Source organism: Diaphorobacter ruginosibacter (assembly GCF_014395975.1).
Taxonomy (GTDB): domain Bacteria; phylum Pseudomonadota; class Gammaproteobacteria; order Burkholderiales; family Burkholderiaceae_C; genus Diaphorobacter_A; species Diaphorobacter_A ruginosibacter.
This window is the reverse complement of record NZ_CP060714.1, coordinates 738492-753237: the sequence shown is the minus strand read 5'-3', so window position 1 is coordinate 753237 and position 14746 is coordinate 738492. Positions and strand designations below refer to the sequence as shown.

Here is a 14746-nt window from a genome sequence, read left to right as displayed (position 1 = left end):
GCACGATGCGGCAGCGCACAAAGGAAAGAAACAAACATGCAAGTCACCCGCGCCCGAGCCCTTCGCGGTCCGAATCTCTGGAGCCGCAACACCGCGATCGAAGCGGTCGTCCATTGCGACACCAACGAGTGCGTGTACTCCGACATCGCCGGCTTCGAGGAGCGGCTGCGCGCGCGCTTCCCCAAGATCGGCGCACTGCAGCCGCATGGCGCAGACCAGCGTCTCTCGATTGCGCACGTGATCGAAGTGGCCGCGCTGCAGTTGCAGGCCCAGGCGGGCTGCCCCGTCACCTTCAGCCGCACGCATTCCACCGTCGAACCCGGCACGTTCCAGGTGGTCGTCGAATACACCGAGGAAGCCGTCGGCCGCAAGGCCATGGAATACGCCGAAGCGCTGGCACGTGCAGCGCTCGACGACACGCCGTTCGACGCCGACAAGGCCATTGCAGACCTGCGCGAGACCGATGAGGACGAGCGCATCGGCCCCTCGACCGGATCCATCGTCGATGCCGCCGTTGCGCGCGGCATCCCGTTCCGCCGGCTCACCTCGGGCTCGCTGGTGCAGCTCGGCTGGGGCTCCAAGGCCCGCCGCATCCAGGCCGCAGAACTCGACCAGACCAGCGCCGTGGCCGAGTCTATCGCGCAGGACAAGGATCTCACCAAGCGCCTGCTGCATGCCGCGGGCGTGCCCGTGCCGCTCGGCCGCCCCGTCAAGGACATCGAGGACGCTTGGACCGTCGCCCAGGAAGTGGGGCTGCCGGTGGTCGTGAAGCCGCAGGACGGCAACCAGGGCAAGGGCGTGGTCGTGAACATCACCACGCGCGAGGGCCTGGAGGCTGCCTACAAGGTTGCCGAGGAATTCGGCGACGACGTGATGGTCGAGCGCTTCCTGCCCGGCCATGATTTCCGCCTGCTCGTCGTGGGCGGCCAACTGGTGGCTGCCGCGCGCCGCGAGCCACCGCAGGTGCTCGGCGATGGCCAGCACAACATCCGCGAACTGGTCGAGATCGTCAACCGCGATCCGCGCCGCGGCACCGGCCACGGCACTGCGCTCACCAAGATCCGCCTTGACGACATCGCCGTCGCACGCATCGCCACCGAAGGGCTCACGCCCGAATCCGTGCCCGCCCAGGGCCAACGCGTCGTGCTGCGCAACAACGCCAACCTTTCGACCGGTGGCAGCGCCACGGACGTGACCGACGACGTGCATCCCGAAATCGCTGCGCGCGCCATCGAGGCCGCACAGACCATCGGCCTGCACATCTGCGGCGTGGACGTGGTCTGCGAAACCATGCTCAAGCCGCTGGAGGAGCAGAACGGCGGCATCGTCGAAGTGAATGCCGCACCGGGCCTGCGCATGCACCTGGCCCCCTCGTTCGGCAAGCCGCGCAACGTGGGCGTGCCCATGGTCGACGAACTGTTCGCGCCCGGCCAGGACGGACGCATTCCGCTGGTGGCCGTGACCGGCACCAACGGCAAGACCACTACCACGCGTGTGATCGCCCACCTGTTCACCTCGCACGGCTGGCGCACCGCCATGACCAACACCGATGGCGTGTATGTCAATGGCCGCCAGATCGACAGCGGCGACTGCTCCGGACCGCGCAGCGCCCGCAATGCGCTCGCGCATCCCGAGACCGATGCGGCCGTGCTCGAATGCGCGCGCGGCGGCATCCTGCGTGAAGGCCTGGGCTTCGACCGCTGCCAGGTCGCCGTGGTCACCAACGTGGGCGCAGGCGACCACCTGGGCCTGAACTTCATCACCACGGTCGAAGACGTTGCCGTGCTCAAGCGCGTGATCGTGCAGAACGTGGCCACCGATGGCTATGGCGTGCTCAATGCCGCCGATCCGCTGGTGGCGGCCATGGCCAATGTCTGCCCCGGCAAGATCATCTTCTTCGCGGCCGACCGCCATCATCCGGTGATGGCGACGCACCGCGCCCAGGGCAACCGCGTGGTCTACGTGGATGGCGACAGCATCGTGGCGGCCGAAGGTTCGTGGCGCGAGACCATCCCGCTGCGCGACATCCCGATCACCCGCGGCGGCCTGATCACCTTCCAGGTCGAGAACGTGATGGCCGCCATCGGCGCCGCATGGGCCTCCAACCTGCCGTGGCAGACCATCCGACGCGGCCTCGCGGGCTTCATGAACGACAGCGACAACGCGCCGGCACGCTTCAACGTGATGGAATACAAGGGTGCCACCGTGATCGCCGACTACGGCCACAACCCCGATGCCATCCGTGCGCTGGCACAGGCCGTCGAAGCCATGCCCGGCAAGCGTCGCAGCGTGGTGATCTCGGGCGCGGGCGATCGCCGCGACCAGGACATCGTCGAGCAGACGCAGATCCTTGGCCAGTACTTCGACGACGTGATCCTGTACCAGGATGCCTGCCAGCGCGGACGCGAGGACGGCGAGGTGCTCGCACTGCTCAAGCAGGGCCTTGAAGGAGCGCCGCGCACCAGCTACAGCACGGAGATCCACGGCGAGTTCATCGCCATCGACCATGCGCTGGGGCGCCTCACGCCCGGCGACCTCTGCCTGGTGCTGGTCGACCAGGTGGAAGAAGCGCTCGAGCACCTGAACAAGCGCTGCGCCGAAGCCCGGGCCTGAGGCCCTTCATCAGGCCCTTCACCGACACCATGCCCTCACAGCCACAAGCCATGCGCAATCTGTCCTGGAAGACCCTCCTGTCGGCGCTCGCGCTGGCTTGCCTGTCCGTCCCCGCTTCCGCTGCCGATGGCGAGAAGATCGGCACCGTGGACACCGCCTTCAAGCTGCTCGGCCGAGATCACGACATCATCGTGGAGGCCTATGACGACCCTGCCGTGCAGGGCGTCACCTGCTATGTCTCGCGCGCCCGCACAGGCGGCGTGAAGGGGTCTCTGGGCCTCGCGGAGGACCGCGCGGAGGCCTCGATTTCATGCCACCAGGTGGGCGCCGTCTCGTTTCCCCAGCCCTTGAAGCAGCAGGAAGAAGTGTTCAGCGAACGCACGTCCATTCTGTTCAAGCGCCTGCGCGTCGTACGCATGGTGGATGGCAAGCGCAATGCACTGGTCTACATGACCTACTCCGACAAGCTCATCGACGGCTCGCCGCAGAACTCGGTGTCCGCGGTGCCGGTGGCACACGCCACGCCCATCCCCGTCAGGAAGTAAGCTCGCGCCCTCTTGAGGGCGAGCCGATGGTCAGGCCTGATCGGCCAATTTCCTGAGCGCTTGCTCGAACACTTCCACCGGTTGGCCGCCCTGGATCAGGTGCCGATCGTTCACGATCACTGCAGGCACGGAATGGATGCCATGCTGGTGATAGAAGGCCTCGCGCTCGCGCACCTGCTGCGCGAACTCGTCCGACTCGAGGATGGCCTTCGCCCGCGCCTCGTCGAGGCCCAGCTCCCGCACGATGCGCAACAGCACGGCGTGGTCGCCCGGGTTCTGTCCATGGGTGAAATAGGCCGAGAAGAGCGCATGCTTGAGCGCGCGCTGCTGCTCGCCTGAGCCTTCTTCCTCCATCCAGTGCAGCAGCCGGTGCGCATCGAACGTGTTGTAAATGCGGCTGCGCTGGTCCATGTTGAAGGTGAATCCCAGGCCTGCGCCGCGCTCGGTGATGGCCTGCTGGTTCTTGCGCATCTGTTCGGCCGGCGCACCATATTTGCGCTGCAGGTGCTCCATCACATCCTCGCCTTCGGGAGGCATGTCCGAATTCAGCTCGAACGGCTGAAAGTGCAGGTCGATCTGCACCTGGTCCTTGACGCGATCCGCGGCCTGCTCGAGCGCATGCAGGCCGATGGCGCACCATGGGCAGGACACATCGGAGACGAAATCGATCTTGAGTCGGGTGGGTGCGTGGGTGTCGGACATGGCAGGGAACTCCGTGCTGGCGCAATGGAAAAAGTGAAGCCCAAGAGAGAAAAAGAAAGAGAGAGAGGCGTGGATGCAATCTACGCCATTTCGGTTTTCCCCATGCACGGTCGGGACGTCGGCCCTCAGCCTTCGAGCAACGTGCGCAGCTCGGTCTTGAGGACCTTGCCGTAGCTGTTCTTGGGCAGCGCCTGGAGCCATCGGTAGGCCTTGGGCCGCTTGAAGCGAGCGATGTGGTCGAGGCACAGCGCATCGAGTTCGTGCGATGCGAGCTCGGTGCCGTCGGTGCTCACCAGGAACGCGATCACGACCTCGCCCCAGTCCGCATCGCGCTGGCCGATCACGGCGACCTCGCTGACCCGCGGATGCAGGAGCAACACCTCCTCGACCTCGCGCGGATAGATATTGGAGCCGCCCGAGATGATCACGTCCTTGGAGCGGTCACGCAGCGTGAGAAAACCATCGGCATCGAGGCTCCCCACATCGCCCGTGTGCAACCAGCCGCCGCGCAGCGTGCCTTGTGTGGCGGCTTCGTTGGCCCAGTAGCCGGCCATCACAGGCGTGCCGCGCACCACCACCTCGCCCAGCGCATCCACGGGCACGTCGCTGCCGCTGCCATCGACCACGCGCACCTCGACGCAGGCATGGGCCTTTCCGACCGAAGCAATGCGCTGCGCCCAGCGCGCGTGATGCACGTCGGCGATCTGCTCGCGCGAAAGCGCGGTGATCGTCATCGGACATTCACCCTGTCCATAGATCTGCACGAACTTCTGGCCCATGGCATCGAGCGCACGGCGCAGATCCTCGACGTACATCGGCCCGCCGCCGTAGACGATGGTCTTGAAGCCGCTCACATCGGCCCGGGCGCGCTGCACGTGATCGACCAGCCTGTGCACCATCGTAGGCGCCGCGAACAGGCTGAGGCGGCCGACGCTTGCCGCAAGCTCGACCAATTCCGCGGGATCGAACCCGCCGGAAACCGGGATCACATGCCGCGCTCCACGCAGCATGTGGGCATAGTTGTAGAGGCCTGCGCCGTGCGACATCGGCGCGGCGTAGACCATGGCGTCATCCACCTGCACGTCGTCGACGTCGGTGAAGTAGGCCATGGTGGCGGCCAGCAGGTTGCCATGGGTCTGCATCACGCCCTTGGGACGACCCGTCGTGCCCGATGTGTAGAACAGCGATGCCACGTCGTCCGGGGACCGGTCCTGCATCGCCAGCGGCTCACCGCGCGATACGGCAGCTTGCCATGCCTCGCCGCCGAACTCGATCAGCGTGGCGGCATCGATGCCGGCCTCCCGTGCCGCCACGCCCAGTTCGGGGGACGCAAAGGCCAGACGCGCACCCGAGTTCTCCATTACGTAGGCAAATTCCTTGCCGTGCAGCTTGTAGTTCACGGGCACCGACACTGCCCCGGCCCAGTGGATCGCGTGCAGCGCCTCCAGGTACTGCGTGCAGTTGGCCGCGAAGATGGCCACGCGATCGCCCACCTGCACGCCGCAGGCATCCCTCAGGAATCCCGCAAGCCGTGCCACGCGATCTTCCAGCGTGCGGTAGGTGCACACCTCCCTCGCACCCAGAAAGATGGCCGGCCGTTCGCCGTGCGCCAGTGCGGTGCGATGGACGAGCTGTGAAATGTTCATCGGGCGCGCTCCAGGATGCTCACATAGTTCGCCACCGCCGAGCCCCCCATGTTGAAGACCGCCCCCAGCGACGGATCCTTCACCTGGATATCGCCGGCCTCGCCGACCAGCTGCATGGCCGAGAGCACATGCATGGAGACGCCCGTCGCGCCGATGGGATGGCCCTTGGCCTTGAGGCCCCCGGATGCGTTGACCGGCAGGCGGCCATTGCGCAGCACCGTGCCATCGTCGATCACGCGGTGGCCCTGCCCCGCCCCGGCAAGTCCCATGGCCTCGTAGGTCAGCAATTCGGCGATCGTGAAACAGTCGTGCACTTCGGCGAACGAGAGATCATCGACGGAACAGCCCGCCTGGTCGAAGGACTGCTGCCACGCGCGACGCGGCCCCTCGAACTGCACGACATCGCGGCCCTGCATGGGAAGAAAGTCATTGACCTGCGCGCGCGAGCGGAACCGCACCGCGCGCCCGAAGTTCGCCAGCATGTCGTCGCTGGCCAGGATCAGCGCCGCGGCACCGTCCGAGACCAGCGAGCAGTCGGTCTTGCGCAGCGGTGCGGCGATCATCGGGTTCTTGTCGGACACCGTGTTGCAGAACTCGAAGCCCAGGTCACGGCGCATATGCGCCCACGGATTGAGTGCGCCATTCGCATGGTTCTTGGCGGCAATGCGCGCCAGCGTCGCGCTGTTGTCGCCATGGCGTGCAAAGTATGCTTGCGCGATCTTCGCGAAGATGCCGGGAAAGCCGCCATCACCGGGTTGCACCTCACCGGAGTAGCCGCAATCACCTAGAATCCGCGTGACCTCCGCCCCGCTCACCGCGGTCATCTTTTCCGCCCCGACGACCAGCGCCACGCGCGCACGGCCCGACTCGATCGCATCGCAGGCTGCATAGACGGCCGCGGAGCCCGAGGCACAGGCATTCTCCAGGCGCGTCGCGGGCTTCCAGCGCAGATGCGGGTCGGCCTGCAGCGCGAGCGACGAGGCAAAGATGTCAGGCGCGAATCCGCCGTTGAGGTTGCCCAGCCAGACGCCATCGACGGCCTTGCCATCGATGCCGGCATGCTGCATGGCCCCCGAGGCGGCCTTAGTGATCAGCGCCTCCAGCGACAAACCGTCGAGTTTGCCAAAGGGAAGATGCGCCCAGCCTACGATCGACACGCCCATGTTCGTCTCCTTGATTCTTGAATGGACCGATGATGACGATGGTACGAACCGCAGGCGCCGGCGTACAGTCGCAAAACTACACTAGGGTTAGTACCCAATCCGCTGATGACCGACGATCTCTTCCCCGACGCACCCGGCCTCGCGGAGCCCCTGTGGATAGGCACGCACGCCGTGCTGCTCAGGCGCTTCGCACTGGATCTCGCCGATCGATTGCTGGACGACATCGGGCAAATCGCCCTGGCCGCGCCCTGGCGCCACATGGTCACGCCGGGAGGCCAATCCATGTCGGTGGCCACGACGAGCTGCGGCGACCTGGGCTGGGTGAGCGATGCGCGCGGCTACCGGTACGTGCATGACGACCCGCTGTCGCAGCAGCCCTGGCCACCGATTCCCCGGCACTGGCTCGACCTGGCGGCCAGAGCGCGTTTGGCGTCGGGCCTGTTCACCGGCTGCGCTCCGCCGGATGCGTGCCTGATCAATCGCTACGCGCCCGGCACACGGCTGTCGCTGCACCAGGACCGCGACGAACGCGATTTCTCGGCGCCCATCATCTCCGTGTCGCTGGGCGTACCCGCTCGCTTCATGTGGGGAGGACTCACGCGGGGCGAACGCCATCGCACGATTCCGCTGGAACACGGCGATGTGCTGCTGTGGGGTGGCGAAGATCGCCTGCGCTTTCATGGCGTGATGCCTGTCGCCGAGGGATATCATCCCCGCACCGAAGCATTTCGCTACAACATCACGATGCGCCGGGCAGGTTGAGCTGCTTTCTGCGGCAACAATGGCCGCTGAGTCCCCAGGACAGGTGGGGCCATCTGCCCCGTGGTGGGCTTACCCGGCCGACTTGGCTACCATGATCCGCAAGCCGGATATACCTGGGAACCTCGGCTCCAGCGCCTGTGGCATCCAGCCGGGAAATGCCCCCGGGCTTTCCCATTTCATTGAATCGATCGATCAATCAATCGATCCCCTCTCCAGAACCTGCAAGGAGTTTTGTGCGCATCCTCTACGTTGAAGACAATCGACAATTGCGTGAGTCCATTTCCGTCCTGCTGCAAGGCGAGCAGCGACAGGTGGTCTGCTGCGTCAGCGCGGAAGAGGCGCGCGAACTCGATGCGCAGGGCGCATTCGATCTGATCATCACCGACGTCACATTGCCCGGCATGTCGGGCATTGAGCTCTGCACCTCCCTGCTGGCGGACGACCCCGAGCGCTGGGTGGTCCTCTGCACGGGTCATCACATGGACGAACACTCCAAGCCGCAGGGTGCCAACGTGCATCTGCTGATCAAGCCGTTCGGAGTGGATGAACTGGAATCCCTCGTTGACGCCGCTGCGCAAGGCACAGGCCAGCGCACCTGACCCGCCGCGCGCTGCCACTCGCCATGTAGTAAGGGGATAACACCCGCTCGGTGCAAACCGCGCCAACAATCCTGAAAACCGTTTCTCACGACGCTCTTTCTTTCATTTTCAGGAGACAGACATGGCAGGCAAGAAGATTTTGATGATCTGCGGAGACTACTGCGAGGACTACGAGACCATGGTGCCGTTCCAGGCCCTGCTGGCCGTGGGACACACGGTGCACGCGGTCTGCCCGGACAAGTCCGCCGGGGACAGTATCAAGACCGCCATCCATGACTTCGAGGGCGCCCAGACCTACAGCGAGAAGCCGGGCCACAACTTCACGCTGAACGCAAGCTTCGACGCCATCGATGTCACCTCGTACGATGCCCTCGTGGTGCCGGGCGGGCGCGGTCCCGAGTACCTGCGGACCTATCCCTCGGTGGTGAGTGCCGTGCGCCACTTCTTCGATGCCAACAAGCCCGTGGCCGCAATCTGCCATGGTGCGCAGCTTCTGGCCGGAGCGGGCGTGCTCAAGGGCCGTACCTGCTCCGCCTACCCCGCCTGCCGTGCCGAGGTGGAACTGGCCGGCGGCACCTACGCCGACATCGCCGTGGACAAGGCGCATACCGACGGCAACCTGGTATCGGCACCCGCCTGGCCCGCGCACCCTGCCTGGATCGCCCAGTTCCTCGCCGTGCTCGGAACCCGCATCCAGCACTGATCCAAGAGGCTGTTGGCCGCGTGCGGCCCGCGGCCTGTCGCTGCATGCACAATGTCGGCTGCCTTCCACCCACAGAGACAGAAGGAGACATACCAGCCATGTGCGAAGTATTCATCAGCGCCGACCCCGACCTGTATGCCAGCCGTGCACGCTCGGTGCGCCTGCACGGCGTCGTGACCAGCATCCGCCTTGAGAACCTGTTCTGGCGTGTACTCGAGGAAATCGCCCAACGCGACGGCATGAGCATCCCCCAGCTGTGCGCCCGGCTGCACGACGAATTGCAGCAGGCCCACGGCAGCGTGGAGAACTTCACCTCGTTCCTGCGGGTGTGCTGCGGACGCTATCTCGCGCTTCAGCTCGCGGGCGGCATCCCCCGGGACACCTCCATCTCCATTCGCAGCCTCGACGCGCGGCAGGTGCTGGCCACGGAGTGGCGCATGCCGGCGGCGGTGGTGAATGCTGTAGCTCAGGGGCAGCGGCACGCCGGTTGAGGTTCCATTGCACCCGTCGGCCCATCGTTCTCTGCGTTTGCTTGGGAAGGGGATGGGGCGTGCTTTGTGTTTGTTTTTTTAGGATCTTTTGTTGGGTGGTTAAGGGTAGAGGCCGGGAGTGCCCCCGGCGGGGCACTCCCAGCCTCCACCCTATAACCAAGTAAAGAGACGCTCTACAGCGTTACCACTCGCAAAAAAAGGGGCCCCGCCACGAGGCAGCATCAACGCTCCCGAAACGCCTCCCGCGCCTTGTTGAAAGGCTTGACCAGATACTGCAGCACCGTCTTGCTGCCCGTGTGGATCTCGACCGTGGCGATCATGCCGGGGCTGATCGGAAAGGTCCTGTCGCCGCGCCGCAGGTGATCCGCCTCGGTGCGGATGAAGACGCGGTAGTAGTACTGGTCGCGCTTGACATCGTCCTGAAGGGTATCGGGCGAGATGGTCACCACGTGGGCCGGCAGGCCACCGTAGATCGCGTAGTCGTAGGCCGTGATCTTCACGGTGGCCGGCTGTCCGGGGTGGATGAAGGCCACATCGCGTGGCGAAACTCGCGCCTCGACCAGCAGCTTTTCATCAAGCGGCACGATCTCCATCAACCTTCCGTTCGGTGGGATCACGCCACCGATGGTGGTGACCGCGATGTCCTTCACCACGCCGCGCACCGGTGACGTGAAAGTGAGCCTCGTAAGCGAGTCCGCTCGCCCGCGTGCCACCTGCCGCAGCGATTCGATTTCCGCATGGGCCTTGGCGAGTTCCTCGCGTGCCTTCACGAGGTACTGGCTGCGAGCTTCTGCGATGCGGGTTTCCAGGTCATTCGCCTGCCGCCTGAGGCGCAGCACCTCGACATCGCTGGCCGCACCGCGCGCCACCAGGGGCTCCGTCAACGCGAGCTCCTTTCTCACCAGCGCCAACGCCTCCTTCAGTCCTGCCAGCGACCCTGCCAGCGCGTCACGCCGGGAGTTGTACAGCGCGGTCTCGGTGCGCACCAGCACCGGATCCTCCTGCACTTCATCGGGAAACCTCAGCGGCGTCGCATTCACTTCCGCGATCAGGCGCGCCGCGGTGGCCTGCGCCGCACGCAGCCGCACCACGCTCTCCTGCACCGTCGCCTCGCTTCGGGTGCGATCCAGCTGTGCCAGCACCTGTCCGGCCTCGACGATGTCACCCTCCTTGACCAGCAGCTCGACGAGGATGCCGCCCTCCAGCGACTGGATCACCTGCTCGTGGCTCGAAGGGACCACCTTGCCCGTCCCCACCGACACCTCGGCCAGCTCGAAGCGCCATGCCCACACCACGAACACGGCCAGCATCAAGGCGATGACCCATACCACGAGCATGGCCGCAGGCAGCTTCGCCAGATACCTGGGTGAACTCACCGGCAATGGCGGTGGATTGCGGCGTGGGCCTCCCGCCTTCACACCGGCAGGCCCGGGCAGGCGCTGCACGATGACGGAACTCGTCCCGGCACCAACCCGCGCCCCATCCGATGCTGCGGGCCTGGACTCCGATCGCTCCATTCCTGCTTGCGCGTCATGCCTTGCCATTCGACAACTCCCCCAGTACATGTTTTTTGGGCCCGTCCATGACGATGCGGCCGTTGTCGACGATGATGATGCGGTCCACCCACTGCAGCACCGGCATGCGATGCGTGGCCACCAGCAACGTCCGCGGCGCCAGCCACGGCGACATGGATTCGATCACCTGGTGCTCGGTCACCTCATCGAAGTGGGCCGTGGGTTCGTCGAGCAGCAGCACGGAAGGCCGACGCACGACGGTGCGGGCCAGCAGCAGCGCCTGCCGCTGCCCGCCCGAGAGCCCGGAGCCTCCCTCCTGAATGATTTCATCGAGCCCTTCGGGTCGCCCCTGGACCAGGCTCAGCGCGCCGGCCATGCGCAGTGCCGCCATCAGTTCGGCATCACTGGCCATGGGTCGCCCCATTTGCAGGTTCTCGCGGATCGTGCCGTGAAACAGATGGGCGTTCTGCGCGAGCAGGCCCACATCGCGGCGCACATCCGAAGGATCGATCAGGGACAGGTCGATCCCGTCCAGCGTGATGCTGCCTGCCGTGGGCCGGTACATGCCGGCCAGCAGTTGCAGCAGCGTCGACTTGCCCGCACCCATCCGGCCAAGAATCGCGATCTTCTCGCCTGCCTCGATGCGCAGGTGGGGCAACTCCAGCGCCGGCCTTCGGGCCTCCTCGGAATACTGAAAGCGCACACCGGTGGCCCGGTACTCACCCTTCAGATGGGGGACATGCACCCGCCGTGCGTCGTCCGGCACGTCGACAGGACGCTCCATCAATTTGTTCAGGCCTTCACGCGCCACCCTCGCCTGCTGCCAGCGCGCCAGCAGGCTGGCGATCTGTGCGAGCGGCGCGAGCATGCGCGAGGCAAGGATCGAGCTGCCCACCAGCGCACCGGTGGTCATGTCCCCCGTCATCACGCGATAGCTGCCGATCAGCAGCACGACGGCAAACACCACGCTCTGCAGCTCCTGCGTCCAGGTCATCAGCAGGCCTGTAAGGAACCGCTGGCGCATGCCGATGTCGGCTGCCACGGCATTCACGTGGTTCCAGCGATTCTGGAAGCGCGGCTCGGCGCGGAGTGTCTTGATGTCGTCCATACCCTGCACGGCCTCTACCAGCATGGCATTGCGCAACGCGGATTCACGCATGCCCGCGTTGGCCAGACGCGCCAGCGGCCTCTGGACGAACAGGCCCGGCAACAGCAGCAGCGGCAGCGCGGCGACCGGCACCCATACGATCGAGCCTCCAACGAGCCAGAGCACGACCACGAACAGAAAGAAGAACGGCAGGTCGGCCGCAGCGCTCACGGTGGTGGAGGTGAGCAGTTCTCGCACCTGGTCGATCTCGCGGATCTGCGCGATGAAGCTGCCCGTGGAGCGTGGCCGCACCTCGTTGCGAAGCCGCAGCGCGCGCCCGAACACCACGTCCGAAATCTGCAGATCGGCGCGCTTGCCGAGCACATCGACGATGTAGGCCCGGGACATGCGCAGCGCGAATTCGAAACAGATGGCCAGCATCACGCCGCCGAACAGTACCCAGAGCGTGGATTCGGACTGCGAGGGCACGACACGGTCGTAGACCTGCATGGAAAACAGCATGCCCGAGAGCGCGAGCAGATTGGCCATCAAGGATGCAAGAAGTACATCGCCATAGCGGTGCCAATCACGCAGGACAATCTTGCGAAACCAGCTCGGTCGCCACGGCTTGATGTACTCGTCGACGCGAGCGTCGGCAATCTCCGCGAGCGGGCGCAGCAGGGCCACGCGCATCACATGCGTCACGAGCGTCTCACCGTCGATCACCGTTTCGGCCCCGTGCTCGCTACTGAATGCCACGCTGGCCTGCTTCTGTGCATTGACGGTCCTGATGACGCCGATGCGACCATCCGACAATTCCACGGCCAGTGGGAGACGCCAGGGGTCCAGCATGGAAGCCTCGAAGCGTGCCAGCTTCAGACTCATTCCCAGTTGGCGTGCCATGACTTCGAGCAGATCATCCAGCGGCGTTCCACGCTCCCACGCCAGCGCCACGCGTGCATGCTCGATCGACGTCCCCATGCCGTAGTGACGGCTGATGGTCAGCATCGCGTCCAGCCATGCCGCGTATTCTTTGGGCAGATCCATCTTCATTCAGCTCCTGTCCGCATCCGACCGGCGCGCATGGGACGTCTTGAAAGTCAAAGAGTGCAAGGGTGCAAAGGGACCAGGCAGGCCCTGCTCGCATGGCCGCTTCATGGAAGCAGCTCCATGCCCTGCACCAGGGTGTTGTTCAGGCTGAAAAACTCGCGCAGGCGACCCGTTGCCGCGATGAACTCGAGCCGGTATTGCCACAGGTCATGAACCAAGGCCTGCGCTTCAGCCTCTGCCTGGTGAATTTCCTGCTCGGCATTGAGCAGATCCAGAACGGAACGGGTGCCCAGCTGGTACTGCTCGCGGTAGAGATCGCGCACCGAAAGAATGCTTTTTCGGCGGTTTTCCACATCGGCAAGGCGTCCCTGCGCACCCAGCGCCATCTCGCGCCATGCACGGGCCTGGTCACCTGCCAGCAACACGGCGGTTTCGATGCGCTCGCCCGCCGCAATCTCTTCCGCCGCAGCCGCTCTGATCTGCGCGTCCAGCGCACCGCCCTGATAGAGCGGAACGCTCACATTCACATTCAGGGAGTGATAGATGCCATTGCGCTCGGACGTGCTGGGGTTGACGCCCCGGATCGCCTTGTTGCCGCTGGCATCCAGCGTGATGGTGGGAAGCCTGGACGCCCGGCTGGTGGCCAGCTGCGCCTTCGCGGCCTGGCGCTCGGCCTGTGCCAGCAATACGTCGGGCAGCAGACGGAATTCGGGATCGGCTGTCATCCAGAGCGTGGGATGCTCCAGCCCCGGAAGTACCTCGATCCTGCGCGCGCCCTCACTCCCGACCAACGTGCGCAGCTTCTGCCGCCATTGCGCCAGCTCGGCCTTCATCTGGCCGAGGTAGGCATGCGCTCCCTGTGCCCGCGCCTGGGCCTGTATCGGATCGGCCCTGGTGCTGAGTCCGGCCTTCGCACGCAACTGCGCCAGCTCGAGCACGCTGTCGACGGCATCGACCTGCCCTCCGGCAATTTCAGTGAGTGCCTGATAGCGATGCACCATGAGCGCGGCCTCGGCAGCCTGCTGTGCCACGAGATCGATCTGCCGCAACACGATGGCCTGCTGCCTGCGCACCAGCGCCTGACTGCGATGCACCTGGCTGTCGACCTTGCCAAAGTCATACAGCATCTGCGATGCCGAGGCCTGGGCCAGCATGCTGGAGTTGCCCGAACGCCCATTGCTTGTGCCAGTGCCCATGCCCACGCGAACCTGGGGGTAGTAGCCCGCCCGCGCGTAGTCCACCCCTGCCGCCTGCTGCGACAGCGTGGCGATTGCATCGGCAATGGTCGGGTGCTGCTGGACGGCCAGTTGAACCGCCCTGGCCATTGCCAGCGATTGCGTGCCTGGAGAGGCGCCTTCATCGCCGGAAGCACTGGCCGCGCGTAGCTCTGGCACATCCACCTCACGCGCCAGATCAGACGGCGCGAGCCGCTTGTGGGCCTGCGGGATTGGCGCACCGAGAGTTCCGGACGCAGGGATGGGCACAAATGCCGATGCCGATGCCGATGCCGATGCCGCCACGGGCGATACCTTGGCCGGCATCGTTGCGGATACCTCTGCCTGCGCCCCGCCGCTAGATCCAAGGATCAGCCATGCCGGCGCACATGCCACCGCAATGGATGCGTATTTCCACCGCCTGGGCGTGCGCACGACAAGCGTGGTACGCAATCCTGGCGCCTCTGAACACATGATTGTGTGTTTCATGACCTATCCAAACTCCCCCCACCGCCGCCCTTTTTCGGACAGCGCCTTTATTTTTCATTAATCCCCTGGAACATGAAGCGCAGCCGTTCCATATTCAACCGCATCAAAATATATCAGTATCAAAACAATAACTACTCGATATCCATTCAAACACATCAAAATTAAACG

The 14746-nt window shown here is 65.1% G+C and carries 13 protein-coding genes; 7 read left to right on the top strand and 6 right to left on the bottom strand.

The window, feature by feature from the left end:
- The first annotated feature begins 36 nt into the window (after positions 1 to 36).
- Both cphA and H9K76_RS03440 read left to right on the top strand, forming a co-directional pair.
- Positions 37 to 2613: a cyanophycin synthetase gene (gene cphA / locus H9K76_RS03445; protein WP_187598189.1), complete on the top strand. Its 2577-nt coding sequence runs from the start codon at positions 37 to 39 to the stop codon at positions 2611 to 2613.
- Positions 2614 to 2663: 50 nt separating this feature from the next.
- Entirely contained in the window at positions 2664 to 3158 is a 495-nt protein-coding gene (locus tag H9K76_RS03440) for a CreA family protein (protein WP_187598188.1), read from the top strand.
- A gap of 30 nt (positions 3159 to 3188) precedes the next feature.
- Here H9K76_RS03440 and H9K76_RS03435 read toward each other — a convergent pair whose 3' ends face one another.
- The 3 genes from H9K76_RS03435 to H9K76_RS03425 all read right to left on the bottom strand — a co-directional run bounded on the left by H9K76_RS03435 (position 3189) and on the right by H9K76_RS03425 (position 6669).
- A complete protein-coding gene (locus tag H9K76_RS03435; protein WP_187598187.1) occupies positions 3189 to 3860 on the bottom strand; it encodes a DsbA family oxidoreductase in 672 nt (223 codons plus the stop codon).
- 125 nt (positions 3861 to 3985) lie between these two features.
- Positions 3986 to 5506: an AMP-binding protein gene (locus H9K76_RS03430; protein ID WP_187598186.1), complete on the bottom strand. Its 1521-nt coding sequence runs from the start codon at positions 5504 to 5506 to the stop codon at positions 3986 to 3988.
- Positions 5503 to 6669 carry an acetyl-CoA acetyltransferase gene (locus H9K76_RS03425; RefSeq protein ID WP_187598185.1) on the bottom strand — a complete coding sequence of 389 codons (1167 nt, stop codon included), beginning with the start codon at positions 6667 to 6669 and terminating at the stop codon, positions 5503 to 5505. The genes H9K76_RS03430 and H9K76_RS03425 overlap by 4 nt, the downstream gene beginning before the upstream one ends.
- 105 nt (positions 6670 to 6774) lie before the next feature.
- Here H9K76_RS03425 and alkB point away from each other — a divergent pair, with 105 nt between their 5' ends.
- The 4 genes from alkB to H9K76_RS03405 all read left to right on the top strand — a co-directional run bounded on the left by alkB (position 6775) and on the right by H9K76_RS03405 (position 9224).
- A complete protein-coding gene (gene alkB, locus H9K76_RS03420) occupies positions 6775 to 7431 on the top strand; it encodes a DNA oxidative demethylase AlkB (protein ID WP_187598184.1) in 657 nt (218 codons plus the stop codon).
- Between the two features lie 233 nt (positions 7432 to 7664).
- The gene (locus H9K76_RS03415; RefSeq protein ID WP_187598183.1) at positions 7665 to 8030 is read left to right on the top strand and encodes a response regulator; all 366 of its coding nucleotides are present in this window, start codon (positions 7665 to 7667) and stop codon (positions 8028 to 8030) included.
- Between the two features lie 121 nt (positions 8031 to 8151).
- The gene (locus H9K76_RS03410) at positions 8152 to 8733 is read left to right on the top strand and encodes a DJ-1/PfpI family protein (RefSeq protein ID WP_187598182.1); all 582 of its coding nucleotides are present in this window, start codon (positions 8152 to 8154) and stop codon (positions 8731 to 8733) included.
- A 98-nt stretch (positions 8734 to 8831) separates the two neighbouring features.
- Positions 8832 to 9224, top strand: a complete 393-nt coding sequence (locus H9K76_RS03405) for a ribbon-helix-helix domain-containing protein (protein ID WP_187598181.1) — start codon at positions 8832 to 8834, stop codon at positions 9222 to 9224.
- Between the two features lie 221 nt (positions 9225 to 9445).
- Here H9K76_RS03405 and H9K76_RS03400 read toward each other — a convergent pair whose 3' ends face one another.
- From H9K76_RS03400 to H9K76_RS03390, 3 genes are all read right to left on the bottom strand, one after another.
- A complete protein-coding gene (locus tag H9K76_RS03400) occupies positions 9446 to 10561 on the bottom strand; it encodes an HlyD family type I secretion periplasmic adaptor subunit (protein WP_223196292.1) in 1116 nt (371 codons plus the stop codon).
- A 193-nt stretch (positions 10562 to 10754) separates the two neighbouring features.
- Entirely contained in the window at positions 10755 to 12872 is a 2118-nt protein-coding gene (locus H9K76_RS03395) for a type I secretion system permease/ATPase (protein WP_187598180.1), read from the bottom strand.
- A 107-nt stretch (positions 12873 to 12979) separates the two neighbouring features.
- The gene (locus H9K76_RS03390; protein ID WP_246475277.1) at positions 12980 to 14269 is read right to left on the bottom strand and encodes a TolC family protein; all 1290 of its coding nucleotides are present in this window, start codon (positions 14267 to 14269) and stop codon (positions 12980 to 12982) included.
- Positions 14270 to 14351: 82 nt separating this feature from the next.
- Here H9K76_RS03390 and H9K76_RS03385 point away from each other — a divergent pair, with 82 nt between their 5' ends.
- Positions 14352 to 14639: a hypothetical protein gene (locus tag H9K76_RS03385; RefSeq protein ID WP_187600822.1), complete on the top strand. Its 288-nt coding sequence runs from the start codon at positions 14352 to 14354 to the stop codon at positions 14637 to 14639.
- Positions 14640 to 14746: the final 107 nt, after the last annotated feature.